Raw genomic sequence first — 26,257 nt, forward strand, 5'->3', positions numbered from 1 at the left:
TAAAGTGTTTGACTTGCTCGTTTTTGTGACTAGATGTCACGTTGACGAAGCTTGCGCTTCATTCATTGTTTGTATCCGAAGATACGTTTTTTGCCTCATCGTTCAGTTTTCAAAGTTCGTCGTGTCGTTTTCAGCGACTTTAATATCTTACCAAGTTATCAACACAATTGTCAACAACTTTTTCGATATTTTTTTCGGTGTGTCACAACCATTTGCGGCACAAGAAGTAATATACCATGGAGTTTTTATTTGTACAAGTGTTTTATCAGAAAAACATTTAAAAAGTTATTATTCCCGTTTCAGCTTAGGAATACTCATACTTTTTCCCCCGTGAATTCTAGTGGCCACCAATGAAGAAAACTCTCCACTTCCTTCTATAAAGAAAGCGGAGAGTCTGATCTTAATTAATTTTGCTGGTGACGCATTGTCGGGAAGAGCAAGACATCACGAATCGAAGGAGCGTTTGTCAATAACATGACAAGACGGTCGATTCCGATACCGAGACCTCCTGTCGGCGGCATACCGTACTCAAGCGCTTCAATGAAATCGTTATCCATTTCATGCGCTTCATCATTCCCTGCTTCTTTTTCGACAAGCTGGGCTTCGAAACGTTCACGTTGGTCGATTGGATCGTTCAATTCCGTAAAGGCATTGGCATGTTCCCGGCGAACGATGAACAATTCAAATCGATCCGTAAAACGAGGATCTTCCGGATTCTTCTTCGCAAGCGGTGAAATTTCAACCGGATGACCATAGACGAATGTCGGTTGAACCAACGACTCTTCGATTTTCTGCTCGAAGAATTCATTGAGAATATGTCCTGTCGTCATATGGGCTTGTACTTCGACGCCATGTTCGTGTGCCAGTTCATGGGCACGTTCTTTTGAAATCTCTTCAAAGAAATCAACACCCGTTGCTTCTTTAACGAGATCCGCCATGTGTGCCCGTTTCCATCCGACAGACAGATCAATCACATCTTCACCGTAAGTGACTTGTGTTGTGCCAAGTACTTCTTGAGCGACGTGGGCAATCAAGTTTTCCGTCAGATTCATGATGTCGTTATAGTCTGCATAGGCTTCATATAACTCAATCATTGTAAATTCAGGGTTATGACGCGTCGAGATTCCTTCATTCCGGAAGACGCGGCCGATTTCGTAAACTTTTTCAAGTCCACCGACAATCAAACGTTTGAGATGTAACTCAATCGCGATCCGCATGTAAAGCGTCATATCAAGTGCGTTATGATGCGTGATAAACGGACGTGCCGAAGCGCCCCCTGCAATCGTATGCAACATCGGTGTTTCGACTTCCAAGTATCCGAGGCTGTCGAGATACTGACGAATGCCGCGAATGACTTTACTGCGTGCAATAAACGTTTCCCGTGATTCTGTATTCGTGATCAAATCCAGGTAACGCTGACGGTAGCGTTGTTCGACGTCTTTTAATCCGTGATATTTATCCGGAAGCGGACGCAATGCTTTCGTTAGTAATGTAAACGACGTGACGTGAACAGACAGTTCCCCGACATTCGTTTTGAACACGTAACCGCTGATTCCGACGATATCACCTAAGTCACATGTTTTATAGATTTCGTACGCTTCTTCGCCAACATCGTCTTTACGTACATACAGTTGGATTTGACCATTGACGTCCTGGACGTTTGTAAAACCGACTTTCCCTTTACGGCGTGTCGTCATGACGCGACCCGCGATGGAGACGTCCGGCTTCAGCTCTGCCAATTCTTCTTTTTCATGTTCGCCGTAAGCGGCACGAATACTCGTCGTATCTGTTGTACGTTCGAAACGGGCACCAAACGGATCGAGTCCTTGTTCACGCATGGCGTTCATCTTACCGAGACGCACCTGCATTTGATCGTTCATTTCCATGTCCTGACTCACTGTCTTCACTCCTTTTATAATGGTTCACGATGGTTTTTACTTCTTCGATGAAAAAGCTGCCGGTATGACCGACAGCTCCTAGCAAAACCGATTCGCTCATCTTCAATGGCATTAGCGTACCATAAAACCGGTAAGTCCGACTATACTTTACCTGTCACGCATGTACGGCATTCATTTCCAATGTTTCGACATACTCATGCAGCAACTTTTGCAGTCCCGTGTGGGTATTCGTATCGAATAAGGCTTTGCGCACATGCCCGTTGCCGCTTAATCCTTTTAAGTACCAGGCGACATGAGTCCGCATTTCCCGTACCGCGAGGTCTTCTCCTTTAAGTGCGACAAGACGTTCAGCATGCAACAGACAAATATCAATTTTCTCACGCGGCGTCGGCTCGACCGACAAGGTACCCGATTCCAGATATTGAATCGTCTGATACAACATCCACGGATTCCCGAGTGCTGCCCGTCCGATCATGACACCGTCCACTCCAATTTCATCAATCATTCGTTTAGCATCTTGCGGGGTTTGAACGTCACCGTTTCCGATGATTGGAATAGTGACGGCCCGTTTCGCTTCACCGATGATATTCCAATCAGCGACGCCTTCATACTTCTGCGACCGGGTCCGGCCATGAATGGCGACCGCCTTCGCCCCTCCCGCTTCCGCAGCATGGACATTATCGACACAATAAATATGGTGACTATCCCAGCCGGTTCGCATCTTCACCGTGACGGGTTTATCCACTGCTTGTGATACAGCATGAACCATCTCATAGACTTTATCCGGATCGAGCAACCACTTGGCACCCGCGTCACACTTCGTCACTTTCGGAACAGGACACCCCATATTGATGTCGATGATGTCCGCATTCGTATTGGCATCGACATATTGGGCCGCTTGAACCAACGTTTCCTTTGATCCGCCGTATATCTGCAAACTGAGCGGTTTTTCCCGATCGTCCACATACAGCATTTGCATCGTCCGTTCGTTTTCGTAGAGGATTCCTTTATCACTGACCATTTCTGCACAGACGAGACCTGCCCCGAATTCTTTTGCGATCAAACGAAACGCAGGATTACAGACACCCGCCATCGGTGCTAAAATGACACGGTTATTCAGTTCGACGTCACCAATTTTAAAACCTGTCATCATTCTCTTCCCTTCCTCTTCCTGAAACAACACTTACTCAATCCGTTGTACGTCGGTCCGTTCCGCTTCCGGCAACGCCCTATATAATTCCTCGACCGTATGCTTCAAACCGGGTACGACATAAGAAGGAGTCAATTCACATAACGGCGCCAGTACAAAGGCGCGGTCCTGCATCCGAGGATGCGGCACGGTCAAACCGTCTGCTTGAATGGTCTCATCATTATATAAAATGATATCCAAATCAAGTGTCCGCGGTCCGTTTTTAAACAACCGTTTCCGACCTTCCTGTTGTTCAATCCGTTGTAACGCTTGTAATAAACGGTCTGCCGGTTCCGTCGTATCAAGTTCTACGACCATGTTGTAAAAAAGATCCTGATCCACGTATCCGACAGGAGCTGTTTCGTAAACAGAAGAAGGACGTAAAGCACGCGTCGTCGCAAGCGAACGCATGGCCTCAATCGCCGCCCGGAGATGACCCGCCTTATCTCCAATATTTGACCCTAGCGCGATGTAAGCACGGTTCATAAGTAATCCGCCCGCTTCCGGTGGATTTCAACCGCGACATGTTCATAATGTCCCGCGATTGGTGGATCCGGTTTAATGACTTTGACTGTCGTTTCAAGAATCCGTTCATCCAGTGCCAAGACGCGTTTCGCAATCCGATCCGCCAGTGCTTCCACCAGTTGTAGCGGCGTCCCTTCCACGACCCGTTTCGTCACTTCATATAGTTCAGCATAATTCACGCTTTCTCGTAAATCATCCGTTTTACCGGCACGCGATAAATCAAGACCAATCGATAAATCCACGTTGAAGCGTTGGCCAAGCTTCGTCTCTTCAGCAAATACACCATGGTAACCGTAAAAACGCATCCCTGTCACATGAATTCGATCCATCTTCATTCCCCTTCCGTTAATTCCGTTTCTAACATTGCATCCATCATGACGGCAGCCCGCTTAACTGCTTTGACGTCATGTACCCGCATCCATTCACATCCCTGTTGAATACCGTAACAGACCGTCGCAATCGTTCCTTCAACACGTTGGTCAGCCGGTAATCCGAGCGTCAGACCAATCATCGATTTACGTGATGTACCGAGCAGGACCGGATAACCGAAATCCGTCGCAATCGACAAATGACGCATCAAAAATAAGTTTTCCTGATGTGTTTTCATAAAGCCAATCCCGGGGTCGAGCCAAATCTGATTTTCGGAAACACCCGCCTGCTTGGCTAACCGAATCGAGTCCTCTAGATCCGCCCGGACTTCCGCCAACATATCCGGTCCATGGGGTTCCAGTCGATTATGCATCAAAATGATAGGGACATCGTAGTGTGCTGCAACGTTAACCATCGAACCGTCGCCCCACTTTGATCCCCACACATCGTTTATGATATCTGCACCCGCTCTTACAGCCGCTTCCGCCACTTCCGGTTTATACGTATCAATCGATACCAAGACATCCAGTTCCCGCTTCAATCGACGGATGACAGGAACGACGCGTTCGATTTCTTCTGCCGCTGATACAAATGCCGCTCCCGGTCTTGTTGATTCTCCTCCGACATCGATTGCATCGGCTCCGTCCGCTACGAGTTGCTTGGCATGGCGGACCGCCTGTTCGACATCAATATAGTTTCCACCATCGGAAAATGAATCCGGTGTCACATTTAAAATACCCATGATTTTTGTCATCCCTGTTCCCTCCTTGACCATTTCGTTTGGACCGCCTGATCAAACAGCGTCCGTACGGACTGATAACCCTGGCCGGTCATTCCTGGAAAGGTTCGTCCATCAAGTGACGAGACAGCAACAACTTCTTGAATGGAGTTCGTACAAAGGATTTCATCGGCTTCTGTCAATTGAGGCAACAGCGCAAGCCGCTCTTCCACCGGAACCTGTTCCATGATGAATTGACGGGTAATCCCGTTCAACGCCCCTGTCTCAAGCGGTGGTGTATACCATTGATTGCCGTACCGCCAAAAAATATTCGACGTCAATCCTTCGCAGATAAAACCTTCTTTCGTCAGAAACAGTCCTTCTGCTTCTTGATTAAACAAATGACGTTTCGCCACAAGATTGTTCATATAGTGATGCGACTTGAGCCGATAGCTTGTTTCCGGCGTACTGCGGGCAAGACGAACCGTCTCGAGCGCCCGTTCTGCCGGCTGTCTCTGTCCGATCGGTTTTGCGTACAACAGGACAGTCGGTTCCGCATACGGTTTACTCGACAGTCCGATGTCCCGTGCTCCACCAGAAACGTTCAACCGGATATATAGATCCTGTTCTTCATACACACGATAAAGATCCTCTACTGCCCGGAGTAACTGTTCACGCCCGTACGGCAATTGAATACCGATTGCTGCACAACTCATCTGGAGCCGTTCGATATGGTCATCAAATAAAAAAGGATGTCCCTCATAAGTACGAAACGTTTCAAATACACCCATTCCATAGAGATAGCCATGATCAAACGGTGAAATCCGGATCTCTTCTTCCCGTTTCACGTTCCCATCATGCCAAAGATACATAGTGTGTCAACTCCAAAAAGTTTTTTAACATCTGTTTCCCGTCCCGCGTCAAAATCGCTTCCGGATGGAACTGGACACCGACGATCGGCCATTCCTTATGACGCAAAGCCATGACTTCGCCGTCTGCTTCTGCCGTCATCGTCAAGATATCCGGAAAACTCTCCCGTTCGACGACCAACGAATGATACCGTGTCACAGGTGTCTGTTGTTCGATTCCGCTGAACATACCCGACCCGTCATGCGTCAACAAGGAGACTTTTCCATGCATCAGCGTCTTGGCACGGACGACTTTTCCTCCGAAGACTTGGCCAATCGCCTGATGACCGAGACAGATCCCAAGAATCGGAATCCGGCCTGCGAAATAACGGATTGCCTCGAGACTGATGCCTGCTTCATTCGGTGTACACGGTCCCGGTGAAATAACTAAATGATCCGGTGCCAGTTGTTCGATTTCTTCAATCGTGATGGCATCATTCCGAAACACCCGGATGTCTTGTCCGAGTTCGCCGAAATATTGCACCACGTTATACGTAAATGAATCATAGTTATCGATTAATACAATCATGTCGTTCCCTCCGCCATTTCTTTTGCGACCCAGAGTGCTTTTGCCTTACTGAGCGACTCTTCATATTCACTTTCCGAATCGGAGTCGGTTACGATGCCGGCACCTGCCTGAATATACGCCATGCCATCTTTCGCGACAAGCGTCCGAATCAAGATATTGAAAATCACATCGTCCGCCCAGCTGATAAAACCGAGGGCTCCTGTATAGATGCCGCGGCGGACAGGCTCAAGCTCTTCAATGATCTCCATCGTTCGGATTTTAGGCGCTCCCGTAATCGTACCTCCCGGGAACATCGCTGCCAGGACACTGCTGCCGGTTTCATCTGCGGCAATCTCCCCCCGGACGTTTGAGACGATGTGCTGGACATGGGAGTATTTTTCGATGACCATCAATTCATCAACATGGACGGAACCGTAGCGACTGACACGCCCTAAATCGTTCCGCTCAAGATCGACGAGCATGACATGCTCCGCCCGTTCCTTCTCATTGTCGAGTAACGTTTTCGCTAAAGCCAAGTCTTCTTCCTCATTTTGTCCGCGCGGCCGGGTTCCGGCAATCGGACGGGTTGCGAGTGACAGACCGATTTTTTCGACGAGTAACTCCGGCGATGCTGAAACGAGTACCAATTCTTCATCTGCAAAGTAACCCATATACGGTGACGGGTTGATCATTCGTAATACATCATAAATATGGGCGGGCGTTGTCCGCAACGGCTCCTGTTGGCGGACGGCAAGGTTCACCTGAAAGACATCTCCCGCTTCAATATATTGTTTGATCCGGTCAGCTGCCTGCATGAAGGCGGACCGTTCGAATGAACGTCCCCGTTCAGCCGGTTTTTCTTCCGGTGCCGCGAACATCGGAGCCGGACTCGACTGACGCCACGATGAAACTTCTGCCGCCAAAGCAAGCGTCGCTTCCGCCTCCGTTTCCCGTGTGACAGCTATAAACAATCGTTCTGTCTGATGATCAAATACGGCGACCTCATCATACCAGTAAAGCGAAAGATCGGCTGTTGCCAAATCATCCTCTGCCTGTTCCGGCAACCGTTCAAGATAACGGACGGCATCGTAACTGACATATCCGGCTAAACCTCCGAAAAACGGCGGCATCCCTTCCGGCCGAGCCGATGCGTAGCGCGCACGAATCTCTTCGAGCAATGTAAAGGGAGCATCGGTATATTGTTTTTCTTGTCCGGCTTCTTGAATGATCGTTCTGCCGTTTTTTGTCCGGATGTGACCGACCGGCCGGATGCTTGCCATCGTATAGGATCCGATTCGTCCACTCTCAAGCCAGACATGACCTGTCTGTCCGGCTGTCCGTTCAACGTACCGGTTATAAAACTGTTCCTTTGTCCATGTAAATGATTCGTATACTGTCTGTCGCACTAGCGTTCCTCCACTTCCGAACTATTCTGCTCTCATTATACGCAAAAAATCAGACAGGCGGGCATAAGTCACTTGCCGATTACATATAAAAAGAGGTCCATTCCTTTAAATCGGAATGAACCTCTTGCTTCAAAATTTTACAGTTTCGAACTGTCCGTCTCTTCTTCCACCTGATACAGCGGCGTACTGAGATAACGTTCTCCGTTTGACGGGATGATTGCCAGAACCGTTTTTCCTTTGCCGAGACGCTTCGCTGTTTTTAGAGCAGCCGCAATCGCAGCACCGGAAGAAATACCTCCGAGAACTCCGTTCGATTTCGCCGCACGACGGGCATGATCAAACGCTTCTTCCGTCGTCACCTGCTCGACGCTGTCGTAAATCTGCGTATCGAGAATCGACGGAACGAATCCGGCTCCGATGCCCTGCAGTTTATGGGGTCCCGGTTTTCCGCCTGAAAGAACAGGAGAATCGGTTGGTTCAACCGCAATGATTTCAATGCCCGGGAAAGCCTCACGCAATACTTTTCCTGCCCCTGTGATCGTGCCGCCCGTACCGATACCGGCGATGAACGCATCAAGTGTCAATCCTTCAAATGCTTCAACGATTTCCGGTCCGGTTGTCTTTTCATGAACAACAGGGTTTGATTCATTATTGAACTGTTGCGGCATGAAATAACCGTGTTCTTCCGCTTCTGCCGTCGCTCGAGCAATCGCACCCTTCATTCCTTCCGGGCCGGGTGTTAAAATCAACTCCGCACCGTACGCACGAAGTAGAGTTCGACGTTCCATGCTCATCGTTTCCGGCATGACAAGAATCGAACGGTATCCTTTAGCAGCAGCCACCATCGCCAGTCCAATTCCCGTGTTTCCACTTGTCGGCTCAATGATGGTATCGCCTGCTTTTAAATGACCCGCTGATTCTGCCGATTCGATCATCGCTAAAGCGATCCGGTCTTTGACGCTTGACCCCGGATTCATATATTCCAATTTCAAATACACGTCCGCATCTTCCGGTCCTGTCAAATGATTTAATTTAACGATCGGCGTGCGGCCGACTAAATCCAATACTGAATTCGCAATGCGCATGACCATTCCTCCTCATAATGAAAAGCTTTAATCCCAAGTAATCCGATAGATCAATTATCCACGGACTGGATGAAAATTGTCAATCAAAGCGCTTTATTGTCGGCTTTGATCCGTTTTCCGACTGTTTTTCGACTGCTTCCCGAATCAGACGGTCAAGGGTTTCTTTTTCATGACCCTTACGCATCGCCTGATACAGATCGGCACGCGTAATTTCTTCATCTCCAACCGTCGCGACGACATCCTCAAGCGGTCCGCCGATACTGTCCTGGACAATTTTCGGTGAATCGACTTTCGGTAATTCGCCCATGAATGCATACGCACCCGTCATAAAATTCGTCAGCAACAAAATGAAAATCAACATCCACAAGTACTTAGAGTTTACAGTTCCCATTTTCAGACCCTCTTATGCTCTTTCGAGTGATTTTTCACGAAGCGATTGTAATTCTTCGACATCGTATTGGTAATGTTCCGAACAGAAGTGACAAACCGCTTCCGCGCCGCCATCTTCATCAATCATCGCTTGGATCTCATCCGGCCCGAGTGCCACGATAGCCGTTGCTAATTTTTCACGCTCGCACGTACAGTTGAAAGCAACCGGAATCGTATCGAGGATCTCGAATGATTCACCGAGAACCAGGCTCAACATTTCTTCCGGTGTTTTTTCTTCCCCGACCAAAATCGAGATCGGTTTTAAGGCCGCGACTCGTTGTTCCAGTGCCGCAATCGTTTCTTCCGACGCACCCGGCATCAGTTGAACGATCAATCCGCCTGCTGCAATGACTGATTCATCTTCCGGATACACGAGGACACCTGCTCCGACGACCGACGGACTTTGCTCGGACACAGCGAAGTAATACGTAAAGTCTTCGCTGATTTCACCGGTTTGAATCGGCGACTGTCCACCGACGAAATCACGGAGACCTAAATCCTTGATGACGGAAATGTTTCCGCGTCCGACAGCATCACCGACTTTGAGTTTCGTCAGACCGTCACTGTTAACGTACGTATCCATCTCGACACGCGGATGGCTAACGTATCCACGAACTTGTCCTTTTGCATCAGCATCGACGATGATTTTTCCGATTGGACCATCACCTTCGACTTTTAATGTGACGCGGGTATCGCCTTTTTGCATCGTTCCCATCATGGCGCCGATCGTCAATGTCCGACCGAGTGCCGCCGTGACGACAGGTGTCGTCTGATGACGGAGTTGTGCCTCATATACCGTTTTTGTCGAACGGATTGCAAAAGCACGGACTTCACCGTTAAACCCTAGTGCTCTGACCAAGTAATCATCTTTTAATTGTCCCAATAATTCTTCACGTTTCATTATTTTTCCCTCACTTATTTCGTTCGTAGATAATCCGCAACCCGTCAAGCGTCAAAAATGGATCGACGATTTTAATCGTTGCAGATTCCTCACTGATTAGTCGGGCGAGTCCACCTGTCGCGATGACAGTCGCTTCTCCCATTTCCTCTTTCATCCGATGGACGAGTCCATCGACTTGCGCGACGTATCCGAAATACGTTCCGGACTGCATCGCATGTACCGTATTGCGGCCGATCGTCGACTGCGGTTTGGCAATCTCAATCCGCGGTAGTTTCGCCGCCTTATTATAAAGTGCTTCTGTCGACACCATGACACCCGGTGAAATAATTCCACCGTAATAGCGTTTTTGGGCATCGATATAACAATAGGTCGTTGCCGTTCCAAAATCAACGATGATCAAAGGACCATCATATTTAACCGTCGCTGCGACGGCATTGACGATCCGGTCGGCTCCAACTTCCCTTGGATTATCGACTTTCAAGTCAAGTCCTGTCTTAATTCCGGGCCCGATTACGAATGGACGCCGGTTGAAATAACGGACGCACATGTTTTCGAGCGGAAACACGACAGGGGGTACGACAGATGATAACACGATTCCCTCAATGTCTTCCACGTTTAACTCTGCATCACGAAACAGCGCTTTAACCAACATCCCGTATTCATCGGTTGTCCGGGTCCGGTCCGTGGCAATCCGCCAATGTTGCACAAGGGTTTGTTCATCATATACCCCAAGGACGATATTCGTATTTCCTACATCGATTACTAAAATCATCTGATTCCCCACTTTTCTCTGACGATAACTGAACTATACGTTGTGATTATACCACGCAGTTTAGGCATCACCTATCGAAGTGCGCACTGCTGCTTGGCACTTCTAAAAAAAAAGGTCAGCAGCCCGGTTGGGAATGCTGACCTCTCGCTCGAACGAATCATCCGTCTTATTCCTATCGTCACCCCGGTCGATTAGACCGGGAAGATAGAAAATCAGATTTGATCATCCCGACGTGGTTGATCTGGTTTTTCCGTATCGACATTTTGTCCTTCGTCGATCACAGAGCCGCGTTGCGTTGGAGATTCTGTCGGTTGATCGATGACAGGTGTCGTCGATTCCGGCGTTTTCTCGTCTGCTTTCGGTTCTGTAATGGCCGCAGGCTCATGTTTTTTATATTCGCCTGTCTCTAAGAGATGGTGAATTTGTTTTTGATCCAGTGTTTCGACTTCAAGCAACGTCGTTGCAATCAAATCAAGCTGATCGCGTTTCTCCGTTAAGATCGTCTTCGCTTTTTGGTAACACTTGTTGATGATCGCCTGAATTTCCATATCGATTTCATGGGCAATCGCATCCGAATAGTTCTGTTCGTTTTGGAAGTCACGTCCTAAGAAGACATTTCCGCCTTGACCGGAACCAAACTGAAGCGGTCCGAGTTTTTCACTCATCCCGAACTCCATGACCATCTTACGGGCAAGACCTGTCGCACGCTGGAAGTCATTGCTTGCTCCGGTAGAAACTTCACCGAAGACGATATCTTCCGCGACACGACCACCAAGTAATCCGGTGATTTTGTCTTCAAGCTCTGGTTTCGTCATGAAGTAACGATCCTCTTTTGGAAGCATGATGACGTAACCGCCAGCATTTCCTCGTGGAACAATTGTTACTTTATGGACTTCATCTGCATCATCGAGTGTGACACCAATGATAGTATGACCGGCTTCATGCCACGCCACGATTTTTTTCTCTTTTGGTGAAATGATCCGACTCTTCTTCGCAGGTCCTGCGATAACACGGTCGATCGCTTCTTCCAAGTCAACGATTGAAATCTTGTCGCGGTCCGTACGGGCTGCGATAAGTGCTGCTTCGTTCAAGAGGTTTTCAAGATCCGCACCCGAGAATCCCGGTGTACGTTGCGCAATGGCTTTTAAATCAACCGTTGTATCGAGCGGCTTGTTGCGTGCGTGTACTTTAAGAACTGCTTCACGTCCGACGACATCCGGACGCTCAACCGTAATTTGACGGTCAAAACGACCTGGACGAAGTAACGCAGGGTCCAGGATGTCCGCACGGTTCGTTGCGGCAATCATGATGATCCCTTCGTTTTCACTGAATCCATCCATCTCAACGAGAAGTTGGTTCAATGTTTGTTCGCGCTCATCATGTCCACCACCGAGACCGGCGCCACGTTGGCGACCGACAGCATCGATTTCATCGATGAAGATGATACATGGTGCGTTTTTCTTCGCATTTTCAAACAAGTCACGGACACGGGATGCCCCGACCCCTACAAACATCTCAACGAAGTCAGAACCTGAAATCGAGAAGAACGGGACGCCGGCTTCACCAGCTGCGGCACGTGCCAACAACGTTTTACCTGTACCTGGAGGACCTACAAGTAGGACACCTTTTGGAATACGGGCACCGAGACGGGCAAACTTGCGTGGATCTTTCAAGAATTCAACGACTTCGACGAGTTCTTGTTTCTCCTCGTCTGCTCCTGCCACGTCGTCAAATGTAATCTTTTTCTTTTCTGTATCGTACAGGCGCGCCTTCGATTTACCGAAGTTCATGACACGACCACCGCCGCCGCCACCTTGTGCTTGATTAATCAAGAAGAAGAATAGGATGAAGATGATGATGAATGGCACGATTGTCGTCAATAGCGCAATCCAACCACCGTTTGTTTCTGCTGCTTTAAAGTCCATCTTGACGTTTTGACTGCGCAATTGCGTGTACAAATCCGTCAACTCTGTATCAACAGCCGGTACGACCGTTTCATATGTCGTATCTTTTTCACGTAATTCACCTGTGACGTTGTACGTCTGTCCCTCATATTGGAACGTCGCCGTCTTCACATCACCTTTTTCAACTGACTCGACAAACTGTGTGTAATTGATTTCTTTGCTTTTGTTCACTGGACTCTGCAAGTATTGCAGAAACAAGATCAAAGCTAGAAAAATGACCCCAAACACAAGGGTATTCTTCACTGCTCGGTTCATCGTAGGCCTCCTCTCCGCATCAATTGATTGATTTTCTTCAATCGATACGAATCCTAACGCGGCAAAGCGCGCTTTGTAATTGGTTTCATCTTATCATGTGACAGTCAAGATTAAAAATAATTAGCCGCCGTAGACTGCTGGTTTCAAGACACCAACATAAGGAAGGTTACGATATTTTTCTTCATAGTCCAGACCATAACCAACAACGAACTCATGAGGAATGACAAAACCGCTGTAATCGGCATGTAAATCGTTTTTACGACCGCTTGGCTTATCAAGCAATGTGACGATTTTCACCGACTTCGCTTTCCGGTATTTAAAGAGGTCCACGAGGTAGCCTAATGTTAATCCGCTGTCGATAATATCTTCGACAATCAGGATGTCACGTCCTTCTACGGATGTGTTTAAATCCTTTTCAATCTTGACTTCACCTGTTGATGTCGTCCCACCGTGATATGTCGAGACATCCATGAAGTCCATTTCAAGGTGCATGTCCATCTTTTTGACGAGATCTGACATGAACGGCATAGCGCCTTTCAGAACACATACAAGGAGTGGGAAACGATCTCCGTAATCTGCTGTCAGTTCACCGGCGAGTTCACCGACTTTATGTTGGATCTCTTCTTCTGAAATCAGTACTTTTTCCATATCATTCATTAACGTCATGCTGGGTATTCCTCCTCCATTTTAAACACTACATTACCATTCTATCATTAAACACGATTCTGCGAGGAGTTCAAATGACCCGAATATTGCAATTCGATGTCCAATGACCGCCAGAACTTGTCCTGCCGCATCCACGACAACCGGAATTTCTGCCCGCGATGCCCGCGGAACCTTCGCATCCACGAGAATACGACTCACTTTTTTCGTACCGACCGCCAGTCGAATCCGGTCACCCGGCAATACGCTCCGGATCGTCAGCGGAAACTGGACGGCCGAAAATGGAATGCCGGTTGTCGTGCGAGAGAACGTAATCGTTTGTTCACCATAATGATAAGTGCCCAAATCGATCCCCACTTCCAGTGCTTCCGGAAGTAGGTTCTTTTCCGGACAACGGACACATGTCACATAGCCATATGTACGCTGAATCCTCCAGTTTCCATAATACACTTCACCGGACGGCATATCTACTCGTAACAATGTCAAAAATCGATTGTAGTCTTCGGAAGTGAAGTCGCGGTCAGGCAACAAGGTACGCAGAACGAGCCGCCTGAAGTCAGTAGGCAGTTTTTGAATCGCCTCTAGAGGCAGTCCGCGATCCGTCATCTGTTCCTTGACGTATGACGTGACATACTTCAAATGTTCCTGTTTTTGCTCGTGACGAACCATCGCTGCCTGGACCGTTGCTTCTTCATAGCCCGGACGGAGTTCTGCGAGTAACGGCAGGAGCCGGTGCCGCATCTGATTCCGCAAATATTTGGTGCCGGCATTCGTCTCGTCTTCATGCCAGACGACTTGATGGGCTTTGGCATAGTCATACAATTGTTGTTTCGAATACGTCAACAACGGCCGATGGATCTGTCCTGTCGCAAAAGAACGGATTCGGGGAATGCCGTCGACGCCGGCTTCTCCCCGGATCAACTGAATCAACAGCGTCTCCAGCTGATCGTCCCGGTGATGCGCCAGGACGAGGTGCCGGCGTCCTGTCTCCGCCATGACCTCTTGAAAAAAGGCATATCGTCTCGTCCGGCAAGCTGCTTGGCTCGGTGCTTGACCATCCCACTCGAGACGGGTCATCCGAATGCCTACTCGTCTCGCCTCCGCCCAAGCGCGGACAGTTTCCGCTTCTTCATCCGATTCTTTACGCAGACCATGATGAACATGAACAATCATGAGATCATGATTCGCTTCATATAAAAGGTGCGCCAGTACCATTGAATCACAGCCGCCGGAAACAGCAACCAATAAAGGTTCTTTCGGAAGATGAATCTCGAATTCCATGCCCGGTCCCCCTTGATGAATAAAATCACTTAAACGAAAAAAGCTACCTCTATATAAAATAGAGATAGCTTTTTTACAGAATGACCCGTACGGGAATCGAACCCGTGTTACCGCCGTGAAAGGGCGGTGTCTTAACCGCTTGACCAACGGGCCAAAAAAATATGGTAGCGGCGGAGGGAGTCGAACCCACGACCTCACGGGTATGAACCGTACGCTCTAGCCAGCTGAGCTACACCGCCATATTTTGAACGCGTGCGTCTTAAGCACATTTTCTATAATACGGTGGAGTCAAATAATTGTCAACGCTTTTTATAAAAATAATTTTAAAAAAATAAAAGATGGAATGAACGGCGTCATTCCATCTCTATTCTTATAAAGAACAGGTCAGCAAGTTATTGACGTTTAGCACCGCGTCCGCCACGTTTTGAATCGGTTTGTCGTTTCAATGTCGCAAGACGATCTTCACTATCTTTGAGGAAACTAGTCATCAACGTATCGAACGTTTGCTCTTTGCGTGGAGCTGGTGCGCCACGGCCACCTTTGTTAAAGCCACCACGGTTTCCACCGCCGCCACTTCCGCCACGTGGTCCTTTGTTATCGAACGAACGTGGTCCACGGTCTTGACCTGCCGGACGTGGTCCGCGATCAAATTGACGAGCTGGAGGACGAGGACGTTCGCCTTCTGGACGATCGACTGCTTTCTTAATCGAAAGACCGATTTTACCGTCGTTCTCTACACTCAACACTTTAACCGTGATTTCTTGTCCGACTGTCAAGACATCATTGATATCTTTAACGTAAGAATCTGCTACTTCACTGATGTGAACAAGACCTGTCTTACCCGTCGGTAATTCTACGAACGCGCCGAAATTGGTGATGCCTGTAACTTTCCCTTGTACTTTGCTGCCTACTTCAATCGACATAAATTGTATTGCTCCTTTTTAGTTGATTCTTTCTTATTATACGAGTGATTCTACATTTTTTCAATCAATCGAGAACCTTCGTTTAATCTTCCGGTGAAAAATAGAAAATTGTTTCGCCTTTTTTCGAGTACAGCAGTTCACTTCTCGCTAAGTTCGCAACATACTTCTTATCATTCAATCGTTCAATCTCTTCTTTCAGACGAACCGTTTCTTTTTCTGCCTTCGCCTGTTCTTGGTTCGCTACCTGAAACGACTGCTTCTGTTCAGCGATCAGTTGTTTTTTCTCGATATATGACCACCCCATCAGGGACAGGACAATAAGAAAGATCGACATACAGACTAAGAAGCGCCTCTTCAGACGTAAACGGTTTTCGATTGCATTTTGACTCAACTGTTTTTTCCGGTCATTCAGCGGTTTGATCTTGGGCGGAGTATCACGCCCTGATTCCAATGGTGCTGGCATATCATCCCTCCTTATCCGAGTGGTCATCTCTGACACTCTCTAGTATACTTCCTTTTTCAACCAAATTACATCGATTCTTCGGAATTCACTTTTTCTTCACGAATGATTTGATACATATCCGACGCTTCTTCTTTTTTCGCATGCTCTTTGATGCTGTCGATTTGAACCGTGACAATCTTATTTCCGAAGCGGATTGTCATTTCATCCCCGACTGCAACCGTACTGCTTGCTTTTGCGACAAGTCCGTTGATTGTGATGCGGCCCTGATCGGCAACCTCTTTCGCCAGGGTACGGCGTTTGATTAAACGAGATACTTTTAAAAATTTATCGAGTCTCATGACTGTTCCTCCTGCTTTGATTGATTCCACAAGGCATCCTGTTCCGTAAGCGATAATTCTGTCAACGGACGGTCAGCCAATTGTTCCATCCGTGTAAAACGGCGGATGAATTTGTCATTCGTTTGTTGTAACGCATCTTCTGCCGATAACTCCATATACTTGCCGACGAGAGCGAGTGAGAACAGAATGTCGCCGAATTCACCCAACTGCTCCTCTGCCGGAGCCTCTTTTAATTCTTGAATCTCTTCTTGGACTTTATCCAGTGCACCGGCAACCGTCTCCCATTCGAATCCGACCCGGGCGACCTTTTTTTGAATCTGTTCTGCGCGCAACAAGGCGGGTGCTCCCTTGGTGACACCATCCAACAGATACGTCCGGTCCGATTTTTCCTGGGCCTTGATTTCCTGCCAGTTGTTAACGACGTCCGCAGCCGAGTCAACTTCTACATCTCCAAAGACATGCGGATGTCGGCGAATCATCTTATCGCTGACACTGCCGATGACGTCCCGAACATCAAAATATCCTTCATCGAGACCGATTTGAGCATGAAGCATGACTTGGAGCAAGACGTCCCCTAATTCTTCTATCATTAAGTTATCGTCCTGAAGGTCGATTGCTTCCAGTAATTCGTAAGATTCTTCGATTAAATGTTTTTTGAGTGATTCGTGCGTCTGCTCCTGATCCCAAGGACAGCCGCCTTCTCCCCGCAACCGGGCAATGATGTGCTTAAGTGTCGTGAAGTCACGATTCAAGACCGTTTGATCGGTGACAGGCGGTACATAAACCGTTGTCAGGTTACTGAGTGTCGTGATGTGATCCAATTCATGAAGCGGAACCGTCGTCACGTGTTGCTGACTTGTCCCCGCTGCTGTTACGAGTGTTACGTTATGTTCGTCGGGATAACGCTCCATCAGCATGACCTTCAAATCACCCGCGACTAATTGATCATAGACTTGTCCGATCAGCAGATGCTGACGGATCTGCGCTTCATCGATATCAAAGGCTGTCGCATCGAGTAATTGAAATCCTTCAATCGGATCAACGCCGACCGCGGCAAACATCGGGTCAAGGAAACTTTGACCGCCGATGATGTCCAGATATTCCGTTTGCGCGAGTAACTGTTGGACCGTACTCTCCGCGACGAGCGGATGACCCGGAACCGCATAGATGATCGGTTCCTTTTCGGCTTGTTCAAGTAACGTCGCCACAATTTCACGGTAGACGCCTTCAAACTGATCATGTTTTTCATACACGGAATCAAACGATGTAAATTTCATTCCCTCTGCCATCAATTCTGAAACGACAGGATGATCTGCCGTTCGCAGGTAAATCGGTTGTTTTGTTTCTTTCAGTCGTTTATAGATCCCGTACGGTAACTGTTCGAGTTCCCCGACGCCGAGGCCGACGACTGTAATCTGATATGTCATATGATCCTCCTATGCTGATGCATTCGATATAATTTTTCCCCAAACGGCAACAATGCCCATTCCCGTTCCGTTAATACACCCATCCGTAAGGCAAACAGACAGAAGACACCCGCTCCACCCAAGACAAGTAAACCCACCTCGAGTGTTGCTCCGATCCGGTTTTCCCATCCGGACAAGCGAAACAGTTGTTCGATAATGTATAAAAACAGAGCCATCGGCATGACAGCCTTCAAAAGACGGACGTAAAAAGGACGTCCTGCCGTCACCCGGCCAAACTTTCGATTGAGCAACAACAGTTGGGCTGCCGCCATGACCGCAAACCCGCCGAATGTCGCCATACCGGCACCGACCATGCCATACAGGGGAATCAAGTAAATATTGAGTCCGAGTTTGATTAACAGACCCGCGACCACGCCGACGAACGCATATTTTTCCGCATCGACCGATTGCAGGCACGATACGATGATCATGGACAGGGAGGCCGTAAAGGCCGTTGCCGCCAACCAGCTGAGTGCGGCTGTCCCGTTATCATCCTGATACAAGGCGATGTTTAACGGACGCATGACCCCAACGAGTCCGACGGTTGCCGCCGCTGCTATCAACAGTCCGGACCGCAACAGGGTCTCGAGATGCAACTTTGTCGCTGTATCATTACGTTTCCGGTATTCCATCAATAACGTCGGAACGCTCGCCAAACTGATTGAGGTCGCGAACAAAATCGCAAACTGTAACAGAGGGTATCCTCGGTCAAAAATCCCTTTTTCAATCTTCGTCTCCATTGAGTCTCCGAGTAAGTTGACGAAAGTCAGTCCGTCAATCAGTTGCATCAGCAACAAAGCGAGCGATGCGATACTGACTGCGAGACCACTCGTCAACAAAACACGTCCGACCCGCCGAAGATGACGACTTGAGATGACGGGACGACCGATTTTTCCTTTCGCAAAGCGTAACAACAAGGCGAGCGATGCAATGCTTCCGCCGAGTGCCGTCATATGCGCGTTTGCACCGACTTGATAGGGATTCGCACCTACCTGAACACCGTAGTACGTCACGATCAGCAATAAACAGACACGAACGGCGTTTTCCGTGATTTGCGAGAACGCTGTCGGACGCATTTCAAGATCCGCTTGAAACATTCCGCGCAACACAGCAATGATCGGTAACAGATAAAAAGTAAACGTGACGGCACGGAGCGGTTGGACAAGTTGTTCGTCACCGAACAAGGCGGCGACTTCGGGAGCGACCCACCAGCCGATCGTCCCTAATGTCAGCGACATCGCGAGCAGGACAAAGAAAATCGACCATAAGACTTCGCGTTTTTCTTCCGGATGATGCAACGTCAACTTTGCTACGACGACCGGTAAAGCGTAAATCCCGAGTGCCGCCGCAATCGCAAAGACCGGATAAACGGTTTGATAGACGTATAAACCGAAGTCCCCCGCCATATTTTGATACGGAATCCGGTAAAAGAAACTCAACAGTTTGGAGACATAGCTCGAAATGGCGAGCAGGGCTGCCCCCTGTGCAATCGTCCTTCGTTGACTCATTGTACGATCCGGCGGTCAATCTCAGCCAGTAACCGTTCGGCTTGCTCTGTCATCTGTTGGACGGTTTGTTTGCCGCGGTTTAGTGTCAATACCAGCTTTCCTTCTTCCTGCCCCATACCAAGACCACGTCCGATCGGGACAGTCCATTTCACGAAGTCCGCTACATCCAGCGTTTGTGTCGTCTGCTCAGACAAGACGATTTCGATTTTCGGATCCGTTTGTTTGACCCGTTCGACCCGTCCCCGTTCGGCAAAGATCCGCATTCGTGTCAATTGAATCAACCGTGCGACTTCAGTTGGGAATTCTCCGAAACGCTCCAACATTTCCGTTTCCAGTGATTCCAAACTTTCCGGTGTATCGACATACTTCAAACGTTTGTAGAACTCGATTTTGAGTTCCGAGTCCGCCATGTAGTGACTTGGAATATAGGCATCGAGGCTGAATGTGAAGTCCGGAACGAATTTCTGAACTTTTTTTCTGCCCTTCATCCGCTCTTTCCGTTCTTCGACCGCTTCCGACAGCATTTGTGAGTACAAATCAAATCCGACAGAATCGATGAAACCGGATTGTTGTGAGCCGAGTAAGTTTCCGGCACCACGAATTGATAAATCGCGCATCGCAATCTTAAATCCGCTTCCGAGTTCCGTGAATTCCTTGATCGCCTGCAGACGGCTCTCCGCGACTTCCGTCAATCGTTTTTGCGGACGGTAGGTGAAGTAGGAATAGGCGACACGACTCGACCGGCCAACCCGACCGCGTAATTGATACAACTGCGACAGCCCCATCTGATCGGCATCGTTGACAATCAACGTATTAACGTTCGGAATGTCGATTCCCGTCTCAATGATCGTCGTACTGACCAGGACGTCCGCATCCCCTTCGAAGAAGGCAATCAATTGACTCTCAAGTTCTGTTTCCGTCATACGACCATGGGCGGTGACGACACGTGCTTCCGGTACGAGTGCCCGGATTTCCTCGGCTTTCCGTTCGATTCCTTCGACCCGGTTATAGAGGAAGAAGGCTTGTCCGCCCCGTCCAAGTTCCCGTTCCAGTGCTTCGCGCATGACGATCCCGTCATACTCCATGACATACGTCTGGACCGGATAACGGTTTTCCGGTGGTGTCTCGAGAACGGATAAATCACGAATTCCGATCATCGACATATGCAACGTCCGGGGAATCGGTGTCGCCGTTAATGTCAGGACGTCGACATTTGTCTTCAACTGTTTCAGTCGTTCTTTATGTTTGACGCCAAAGCGTTGTTCTTCATCGATGATCAATAACCCGACGTCGGCAAACTGGACATCTTTGGACAGGACACGATGGGTACCGACGACGACATCGATCGTTCCTTCCTTCAAGCCCTTTTTCGTGGCTTTCAGTTCCGTTGCCGAGCGGAAACGACTCATGACCGAGACGTTAATCGGCCAGTCACTGAAGCGTTCGAGCATCGTTTCATAATGCTGTTGGGCGAGGACCGTCGTCGGAACGAGCAGTGCGACCTGTTTGCCTGCCATGACCGCTTTAAAGGCAGCCCGGATGGCAACTTCCGTTTTCCCGTAACCGACATCCCCGCACAACAGACGATCCATCGGACGCGGGCGTTCCATGTCTTTTTTGATCTCTTCGATCGACCGAAGTTGGTCGACGGTTTCCTCGTAAGGGAAGGATGCTTCAAAAGCCTGTGTACTGTCATCATCCTCTGGGAAGGCAAAGCCGACGGCCGCTTCACGTGCCGCGTACAGCTTAATCAGTTCATCCGCGATATCCTCGACGGATTTTTGAACCTTCGCCTTGACCTTCTTCCATTCCATCCCACCCAGTTTGTAAATCTTCGGTTCTTTTCCTTCCGCCCCGACATACTTCTGGATTAAGTCGATCTGATCGACCGGAACATACAGGGAATCCTCACCGGCATAAATCAAATGCAGATAGTCTTGGTGATTGCCGGCGACATCAATCGTCTTGATGCCGTGATAACGACCGATTCCGTGGTGGATATGGACGACGTAATCACCGGTTTTCAGTTCCTGATAACTTTTGATTCGTTCGGCATTCGTCAGTTTCGTCGTTTGTTTCCGCCGCCGTGCCGGCTGTTTAAAGACTTCTTCTTCCGTGATGACGACAAGACGGGCATTTGTCATTTCAAACCCGCCATGAATACCGCCGATTAAGATGGACGGATGTCCGCGACGGATCTCATCTTCCGTCGTATGCAGGGACGCTTCGACCCCGTAATCGGATAACGTCTGCCGCATGCGTTCCGCCCGTTCCCGGTTGCTTGCCAGAAAGACCATCCACATATCCGCCCGACCATACCGGTCGACTTCCTGTTTCAATCGTTCCATCTGTCCGTGGAACGGAGCGATCGGCTTAATGCTGAAATGAATCGCCGCACTTTCCGGCACACCGCTACGCCGTGTCGGAAGTAATGATAAATAAAGCAATTGCCGTTGCTTGAACACATTCAGCATCGGAACCGATAACGTATAGTCACTGACACTTTGTCCCCGTTCGATCAACGAAGCCATCCATTCCGCTTCTTCCGTATCCTGTACTTCGGCCGCTTCTTCAATCCGGGCCACTTCATCCACAATCAAAACAGCATCCTTAATATCGTCAAGCAACGTCGTTTCATATAAAAGCGGCGCATACTTCGCGAGTTGTTTCGGACGGTCCCCGCCTTCAAGCACTTCGACGTCATAGGCAATTCCTTCTTCAAGGGCAGCCAATACTTCCGTACTTTGGACCCGTTCCTTCGTCGCATCATACAGACGGCGTAACTTGTCACCCGCCGTCTTCAATCCGTCGCGTGCTGCAAAATGTTCCGTCGCCGGAGGCACTAACGCTTCTGCGATGACACCAAGCGAACGTTGGGTCTCGGCATCGAATGTATAAATCGAATCGACTTCTTCATCAAATAAGTCGAGCCGATAAGGATGTTCGACAGTCAACGGATATAGATCGATGATGCTTCCACGGACCGCGAACTCTCCGGGCGTCGTCACCGTCGCTGTCCGTTCGTATCCGGCATCGACCAATTCCTGAATGAAGTCCGGAATCGATAAGACACCCCCCGGTTTGATCCGTTTTGTATGATCTAAAAAGTCAGATGCCGTCGGAACGTATCGTCTCAGACCGACAAGCGGGATGATTAAAATACCGTCGTCCGTCGTCAACAGACGATGTCGGGTCTCGATCCGGGTTGCCCGGAGTTCGGGGCTTGCGCCGTATGATAATTCAGCGGCAAGTGTTTCGTCGACCGGGTACAACATCACGTCCTGCTCGGGAACAAGTTCAATTAAATCATCATATAATTTTTGAGCCTGGAACATGTTATGGGTCACGATGACGAATCGTTTTTTCGTCTCTTGGTAAATGCCGGCGATGAATAATGCTTTCCCGCTGTTCATCAGGCCCGTGATCAGTTGGGCATTGACCCCGTCGCGGAACCGTTCCCGAACGGTTTTGATCTCCGGAATACCGAGTAACAGATTTTGTAGTTGTTTCATACTTTCCCTCCTAGGACGACAGCAAAAACGCTTTGGTCACCCAAAGCGTTTTGTTCAGTTATAGCGATTCATCAAAGCTAAAAACGGTGTATCGATGAAATCAGTTGCGATATTAACGGAATCAGACAACACATGTTGCAACGTCGTCTGTTCTGATTTGGCGAATGGCATCAAGACCCAATCGATGACTTGAATCGGGGCCGGCGGACGGCCGACTCCGAGTTTCAATCGTTTGATGTCTTGTGTTCCTAAATGTTGAATCAACGATTTGACTCCGTTGTGACCACCGGCACTCCCTTTTGAACGCAGGCGCATCTTCTCAAGCGGCAAATCAAGATCATCATAGATAACAAGGACATCTTCGACTGCGATTTTATAGAAATCGAGCAACGGACGGACGGCTTCTCCCGATAAATTCATATACGTCAATGGTTTAACAAGAACGACCCGTTCCCCTTTAATCATTCCCGTTCCGAAGACGGCTTTAAACTTAGACTCTGTTAATTTTATGCCATGTTCCTTGGCGAGGGCATCAATAGCCAAAAAACCGATATTATGCCGTGTATTCGTATATTTTGCACCTGGATTTCCTAAACCGACGATACATTTCATATCGGCACCTCCTCTACTTTTCCAATCTAGATCCCGCTGACGAAAAAAGCAACGCACAAGGGTCCGATTTTTAAAAACCGGACCTTGGCGTTCATATCTGTTTGTAATCAGCTGAAGAGCGGGCTGATTGATTTTTGTTCATGGACACGGATGATGGCTTCTGCCAACAAGCGTGCAACCGAGATTTGTTTGATTTTGCTTGCACATTCACGTTGCGTCAAATCAATTGTGTTGAGAACGACGAGCTCTTCGATTGCCGAGTTTTCGATGCGTTCCATGGCCGGACCGGAGAGAACAGGGTGCGTACAGCAAGCGTACACTTGCTTCGCTCCGTTTTCGATCAAGGCATTGGCAGCAAGCGTGATTGTACCCGCTGTATCGATGATGTCATCGATGATGATCGCAATTTTACCATCGACTTGGCCGACGATATTCATGACTTCAGCGACGTTCGGTTTCGGACGACGCTTATCGATGATCGCGATTGGTGCTTTTAATTGTTCAGCTAATTTACGTGCCCGTGTTACGCCGCCATGGTCTGGAGAAACGATGACGAGTTCATTCGGGTCGATGTTCTTCTTCTCGAAGTAAGAAGCAAGCAAGGGAACACCCATTAATTGATCTACTGGAATATCGAAGAATCCTTGGATTTGAGCAGCATGAAGATCCATCGTCACGACGCGTGTCGCACCGGCTACTTCAAGCAGGTTCGCGACAAGCTTCGCTGTGATCGGCTCACGTGAACGGGCTTTACGATCTTGACGTGCATATCCGTAGTACGGGATTACGACGTTGATCGTCCGCGCCGAAGCACGTTTCAAAGCGTCGATCATGATGAGAAGTTCCATCAGGTTTTCGTTGACCGGTTGGCTTGTCGATTGAATGATGTAAATATCATCCCCACGGACGCTTTCTTCGATGTTCATTGAAATTTCGCCGTCACTGAAGTGTTTGACTGAACTTTCGCTGACAGGAATTCCGATGACTTTAGCGATTTCCTCTGCCAGTGGTTTGTTCGAGTTAAGTGCGAAAATACGAATTTCATGTTCTAAGACAGTAGACATGGTTAGGTGGCCTCCATTTGTTTGGGTTTAGACGAGTAGAGCGACGGATAATGAACGAATAAAAATTAACGGTAATCTGGTTTGGTTGTTTGGCGTTCCCGCGCGATAGCGAGACCGTTTTCCGGAACATCGTCCGTAACAGTTGATCCTGCTGCGACTAGCGCATTTTTACCAACCGTGACCGGCGCGATCAAATTGACGTTACATCCGATGAACGCATCGTCTTCAATGACCGTTTGGAATTTATTTGTTCCATCATAGTTCACGGTGATCGATCCGCAACCTAAGTTAACGTTTGTGCCGATCGTCGCGTCACCTACGTAACTCAAGTGAGCAGATTTGCTGCCTTCACCAAAAGTCGATTTCTTCACTTCGACGAAGTTACCGATTCGTGTGTTGGCACCGAGAACTGCTTGTTGACGTAAATGCGCAAATGGACCGACCTGTGCTGCTGGTCCGATTTTGCTGTCCGTCACGACCGATTGACGCACGACCGCTTGATCAGCGACTTCACTGTTACGGATATCCGAATTTGGTCCAATGATACATTCCGAACCAATTGTTGTGTTGCCGAGCAACTGTGTGCCCGGGTACAAGACTGTATCGGAACCGATGACGACATCCGGTCCGATGTACGTCGACGCCGGATCGATGAATGTGACGCCTTGACGCATCCAATGTTCATTTGTCCGTTTACGCATTGATGTTTCCGCTTGCGCAAGAGCCACCCGGTCGTTGACACCAATCGTTTCTTCAAACGTCGATGCCGCATAGGCTGCAATCGTTTCTCCATCTGCTTTAGCGATTTCAATGACATCCGGCAAATAATATTCGCCTTGGACATTATCGTTTTTGACTTGCTTAAGTGCTTCGAACAGCATTTCGTTATCAAATACGTACGTTCCGGTATTGATTTCTTTAATGAGAAGCTCTTCTGCATTCGCATCCTTATGCTCGACGATTTTCGAGACGTTTCCGTCTTCGCCGCGGACAATTCGTCCGTATCCTGTTGCATCGTCCGCATGTGCCGTCAAAACAGTCACTTTCGCACCTGTTTCTGCATGGTGTTGCAAGAGCGACTGTAACGTTTCACTTGTCAAAAGGGGTGTATCTCCACAAACGACCAGTGTCGAACCTTTTTCCTGTCCAAGAACAGGTTCTGCCATTTGAACAGCGTGACCCGTGCCAAGCTGCTCACTTTGAAGTGCATATTCCACCGATGTGCCGAGCACTTCTTTCACAGACTCTGCACCGTGACCAACGATGACGACTTGACGTGTGACACCGAGTGTCGTTAATTGATCAACGACATGTTGTACCATAGGTTTCCCAGCTACTGGGTGAAGTACTTTGTATAACTTCGATTTCATCCGAGTGCCTTTACCCGCTGCTAGAATTACCGCGAAATGATTCATCCTTGTCGCTCCTCCATGTAAATTAGTGTTGATTTCGTTCTGAAATAGTCCACTCGTTCCCACTATAACGAAAATGGCGCAACGA

General features: G+C 48.5%; 24 protein-coding genes and 2 tRNA genes. All 26 read right to left on the reverse strand.

Annotated features, from left to right (window positions below):
* Positions 1–404: 404 nt before the first annotated feature.
* The 26 genes from lysS to glmU all read right to left on the reverse strand — a co-directional run bounded on the left by lysS (position 405) and on the right by glmU (position 26,172).
* Positions 405–1,886 carry a lysine--tRNA ligase gene (gene lysS / locus R7V76_RS15270; RefSeq protein ID WP_147269823.1) on the reverse strand — a complete coding sequence of 494 codons (1,482 nt, stop codon included), beginning with the start codon at positions 1,884–1,886 and terminating at the stop codon, positions 405–407.
* 166 nt (positions 1,887–2,052) lie between these two features.
* Positions 2,053–3,048: a tRNA dihydrouridine synthase DusB gene (dusB, locus tag R7V76_RS15275; RefSeq protein ID WP_440137057.1), complete on the reverse strand. Its 996-nt coding sequence runs from the start codon at positions 3,046–3,048 to the stop codon at positions 2,053–2,055.
* A 33-nt stretch (positions 3,049–3,081) separates the two neighbouring features.
* Positions 3,082–3,573, reverse strand: a complete 492-nt coding sequence (folK, locus tag R7V76_RS15280) for a 2-amino-4-hydroxy-6-hydroxymethyldihydropteridine diphosphokinase (RefSeq protein WP_318094075.1) — start codon at positions 3,571–3,573, stop codon at positions 3,082–3,084.
* Positions 3,570–3,941 carry a dihydroneopterin aldolase gene (folB, locus tag R7V76_RS15285; protein ID WP_318094077.1) on the reverse strand — a complete coding sequence of 124 codons (372 nt, stop codon included), beginning with the start codon at positions 3,939–3,941 and terminating at the stop codon, positions 3,570–3,572. Before folB ends, folK begins: the two co-directional genes overlap by 4 nt.
* Before the next feature lie 2 nt (positions 3,942–3,943).
* Positions 3,944–4,735, reverse strand: coding sequence for a dihydropteroate synthase (gene folP / locus R7V76_RS15290; protein WP_318094079.1), 792 nt, complete (start codon positions 4,733–4,735; stop codon positions 3,944–3,946).
* Entirely contained in the window at positions 4,732–5,571 is an 840-nt protein-coding gene (locus R7V76_RS15295; RefSeq protein WP_318094081.1) for an aminotransferase class IV, read from the reverse strand. The genes folP and R7V76_RS15295 overlap by 4 nt, the downstream gene beginning before the upstream one ends.
* Positions 5,555–6,136 (reverse strand): anthranilate synthase component II, encoded by a 582-nt coding sequence (locus R7V76_RS15300; protein ID WP_012368971.1) that lies wholly within the window; start codon positions 6,134–6,136, stop codon positions 5,555–5,557. Before R7V76_RS15300 ends, R7V76_RS15295 begins: the two co-directional genes overlap by 17 nt.
* On the reverse strand, positions 6,133–7,521 hold the full coding sequence (locus R7V76_RS15305; protein WP_318094084.1) for an anthranilate synthase component I family protein: 1,389 nt from the start codon (positions 7,519–7,521) through the stop codon (positions 6,133–6,135). The genes R7V76_RS15300 and R7V76_RS15305 overlap by 4 nt, the downstream gene beginning before the upstream one ends.
* Positions 7,522–7,658: 137 nt before the next feature.
* On the reverse strand, positions 7,659–8,606 hold the full coding sequence (cysK, locus tag R7V76_RS15310) for a cysteine synthase A (protein ID WP_290831063.1): 948 nt from the start codon (positions 8,604–8,606) through the stop codon (positions 7,659–7,661).
* A gap of 79 nt (positions 8,607–8,685) precedes the next feature.
* Positions 8,686–8,967 (reverse strand): hypothetical protein, encoded by a 282-nt coding sequence (locus tag R7V76_RS15315; RefSeq protein ID WP_318094087.1) that lies wholly within the window; start codon positions 8,965–8,967, stop codon positions 8,686–8,688.
* 42 nt (positions 8,968–9,009) lie between these two features.
* Entirely contained in the window at positions 9,010–9,936 is a 927-nt protein-coding gene (gene hslO, locus R7V76_RS15320) for an Hsp33 family molecular chaperone HslO (RefSeq protein ID WP_318094089.1), read from the reverse strand.
* 10 nt (positions 9,937–9,946) lie between these two features.
* The gene (locus tag R7V76_RS15325; RefSeq protein WP_026826988.1) at positions 9,947–10,708 is read right to left on the reverse strand and encodes a type III pantothenate kinase; all 762 of its coding nucleotides are present in this window, start codon (positions 10,706–10,708) and stop codon (positions 9,947–9,949) included.
* A gap of 212 nt (positions 10,709–10,920) precedes the next feature.
* Positions 10,921–12,927 carry an ATP-dependent zinc metalloprotease FtsH gene (gene ftsH / locus R7V76_RS15330; protein ID WP_318094092.1) on the reverse strand — a complete coding sequence of 669 codons (2,007 nt, stop codon included), beginning with the start codon at positions 12,925–12,927 and terminating at the stop codon, positions 10,921–10,923.
* Positions 12,928–13,047: 120 nt separating this feature from the next.
* Positions 13,048–13,593: a hypoxanthine phosphoribosyltransferase gene (hpt, locus tag R7V76_RS15335; protein WP_012368964.1), complete on the reverse strand. Its 546-nt coding sequence runs from the start codon at positions 13,591–13,593 to the stop codon at positions 13,048–13,050.
* Between the two features lie 33 nt (positions 13,594–13,626).
* A complete protein-coding gene (tilS, locus tag R7V76_RS15340) occupies positions 13,627–14,871 on the reverse strand; it encodes a tRNA lysidine(34) synthetase TilS (protein ID WP_318094096.1) in 1,245 nt (414 codons plus the stop codon).
* An 81-nt stretch (positions 14,872–14,952) separates the two neighbouring features.
* Positions 14,953–15,024: transfer RNA gene (locus R7V76_RS15345), tRNA-Glu, on the reverse strand.
* A 9-nt stretch (positions 15,025–15,033) separates the two neighbouring features.
* Positions 15,034–15,110 (reverse strand) — tRNA-Met (locus tag R7V76_RS15350).
* Positions 15,111–15,263: 153 nt separating this feature from the next.
* Complete coding sequence (locus R7V76_RS15355) at positions 15,264–15,794, reverse strand: S1 domain-containing RNA-binding protein (protein ID WP_012368962.1); 531 nt, start codon at positions 15,792–15,794, stop codon at positions 15,264–15,266.
* Between the two features lie 82 nt (positions 15,795–15,876).
* Positions 15,877–16,257 (reverse strand): FtsB family cell division protein, encoded by a 381-nt coding sequence (locus R7V76_RS15360; protein ID WP_012368961.1) that lies wholly within the window; start codon positions 16,255–16,257, stop codon positions 15,877–15,879.
* Between the two features lie 65 nt (positions 16,258–16,322).
* A complete protein-coding gene (locus tag R7V76_RS15365; RefSeq protein ID WP_026826991.1) occupies positions 16,323–16,595 on the reverse strand; it encodes an RNA-binding S4 domain-containing protein in 273 nt (90 codons plus the stop codon).
* A complete protein-coding gene (gene mazG, locus R7V76_RS15370; RefSeq protein WP_318094105.1) occupies positions 16,592–18,022 on the reverse strand; it encodes a nucleoside triphosphate pyrophosphohydrolase in 1,431 nt (476 codons plus the stop codon). The genes R7V76_RS15365 and mazG overlap by 4 nt, the downstream gene beginning before the upstream one ends.
* A complete protein-coding gene (locus R7V76_RS15375; RefSeq protein ID WP_318094107.1) occupies positions 18,019–19,569 on the reverse strand; it encodes a polysaccharide biosynthesis protein in 1,551 nt (516 codons plus the stop codon). Before R7V76_RS15375 ends, mazG begins: the two co-directional genes overlap by 4 nt.
* Positions 19,566–23,081: a transcription-repair coupling factor gene (gene mfd, locus R7V76_RS15380; RefSeq protein ID WP_318094109.1), complete on the reverse strand. Its 3,516-nt coding sequence runs from the start codon at positions 23,079–23,081 to the stop codon at positions 19,566–19,568. The genes R7V76_RS15375 and mfd overlap by 4 nt, the downstream gene beginning before the upstream one ends.
* Positions 23,082–23,135: 54 nt before the next feature.
* Entirely contained in the window at positions 23,136–23,693 is a 558-nt protein-coding gene (gene pth / locus R7V76_RS15385; protein WP_012368956.1) for an aminoacyl-tRNA hydrolase, read from the reverse strand.
* A 107-nt stretch (positions 23,694–23,800) separates the two neighbouring features.
* The gene (locus tag R7V76_RS15390) at positions 23,801–24,757 is read right to left on the reverse strand and encodes a ribose-phosphate diphosphokinase (protein ID WP_012368955.1); all 957 of its coding nucleotides are present in this window, start codon (positions 24,755–24,757) and stop codon (positions 23,801–23,803) included.
* A 65-nt stretch (positions 24,758–24,822) separates the two neighbouring features.
* The gene (gene glmU / locus R7V76_RS15395) at positions 24,823–26,172 is read right to left on the reverse strand and encodes a bifunctional UDP-N-acetylglucosamine diphosphorylase/glucosamine-1-phosphate N-acetyltransferase GlmU (protein ID WP_012368954.1); all 1,350 of its coding nucleotides are present in this window, start codon (positions 26,170–26,172) and stop codon (positions 24,823–24,825) included.
* Between the last annotated feature and the right edge of the window lie 85 nt (positions 26,173–26,257).

The sequence above is a fragment of the Exiguobacterium artemiae genome (assembly GCF_033342815.1).
GTDB classification, from domain to species: Bacteria; Bacillota; Bacilli; order Exiguobacteriales; family Exiguobacteriaceae; genus Exiguobacterium_A; species Exiguobacterium_A artemiae_A.

Coding starts and splice junctions, on each gene's coding strand:
- folB (WP_318094077.1), bottom strand. CDS start 3,941: ATGGATCGAATTCATGTGACAGGGATGCGTTTTTACGGTTACCATGGT.
- ftsH (WP_318094092.1), bottom strand. CDS start 12,927: ATGAACCGAGCAGTGAAGAATACCCTTGTGTTTGGGGTCATTTTTCTA.
- R7V76_RS15365 (WP_026826991.1), bottom strand. CDS start 16,595: ATGAGACTCGATAAATTTTTAAAAGTATCTCGTTTAATCAAACGCCGT.
- dusB (WP_440137057.1), bottom strand. CDS start 3,048: ATGACAGGTTTTAAAATTGGTGACGTCGAACTGAATAACCGTGTCATT.
- cysK (WP_290831063.1), bottom strand. CDS start 8,606: ATGCGCATTGCGAATTCAGTATTGGATTTAGTCGGCCGCACGCCGATC.
- R7V76_RS15355 (WP_012368962.1), bottom strand. CDS start 15,794: ATGTCGATTGAAGTAGGCAGCAAAGTACAAGGGAAAGTTACAGGCATC.
- R7V76_RS15325 (WP_026826988.1), bottom strand. CDS start 10,708: ATGATTTTAGTAATCGATGTAGGAAATACGAATATCGTCCTTGGGGTA.
- R7V76_RS15300 (WP_012368971.1), bottom strand. CDS start 6,136: ATGATTGTATTAATCGATAACTATGATTCATTTACGTATAACGTGGTG.
- folP (WP_318094079.1), bottom strand. CDS start 4,735: ATGACAAAAATCATGGGTATTTTAAATGTGACACCGGATTCATTTTCC.
- hslO (WP_318094089.1), bottom strand. CDS start 9,936: ATGAAACGTGAAGAATTATTGGGACAATTAAAAGATGATTACTTGGTC.
- folK (WP_318094075.1), bottom strand. CDS start 3,573: ATGAACCGTGCTTACATCGCGCTAGGGTCAAATATTGGAGATAAGGCG.
- R7V76_RS15315 (WP_318094087.1), bottom strand. CDS start 8,967: ATGTTGATTTTCATTTTGTTGCTGACGAATTTTATGACGGGTGCGTAT.
- lysS (WP_147269823.1), bottom strand. CDS start 1,886: ATGGAAATGAACGATCAAATGCAGGTGCGTCTCGGTAAGATGAACGCC.
- R7V76_RS15360 (WP_012368961.1), bottom strand. CDS start 16,257: ATGCCAGCACCATTGGAATCAGGGCGTGATACTCCGCCCAAGATCAAA.
- R7V76_RS15375 (WP_318094107.1), bottom strand. CDS start 19,569: ATGAGTCAACGAAGGACGATTGCACAGGGGGCAGCCCTGCTCGCCATT.
- pth (WP_012368956.1), bottom strand. CDS start 23,693: ATGAAATGTATCGTCGGTTTAGGAAATCCAGGTGCAAAATATACGAAT.
- mfd (WP_318094109.1), bottom strand. CDS start 23,081: ATGAAACAACTACAAAATCTGTTACTCGGTATTCCGGAGATCAAAACC.
- tilS (WP_318094096.1), bottom strand. CDS start 14,871: ATGGAATTCGAGATTCATCTTCCGAAAGAACCTTTATTGGTTGCTGTT.
- mazG (WP_318094105.1), bottom strand. CDS start 18,022: ATGACATATCAGATTACAGTCGTCGGCCTCGGCGTCGGGGAACTCGAA.
- R7V76_RS15390 (WP_012368955.1), bottom strand. CDS start 24,757: ATGTCTACTGTCTTAGAACATGAAATTCGTATTTTCGCACTTAACTCG.
- glmU (WP_012368954.1), bottom strand. CDS start 26,172: ATGAATCATTTCGCGGTAATTCTAGCAGCGGGTAAAGGCACTCGGATG.
- R7V76_RS15295 (WP_318094081.1), bottom strand. CDS start 5,571: ATGTATCTTTGGCATGATGGGAACGTGAAACGGGAAGAAGAGATCCGG.
- hpt (WP_012368964.1), bottom strand. CDS start 13,593: ATGACGTTAATGAATGATATGGAAAAAGTACTGATTTCAGAAGAAGAG.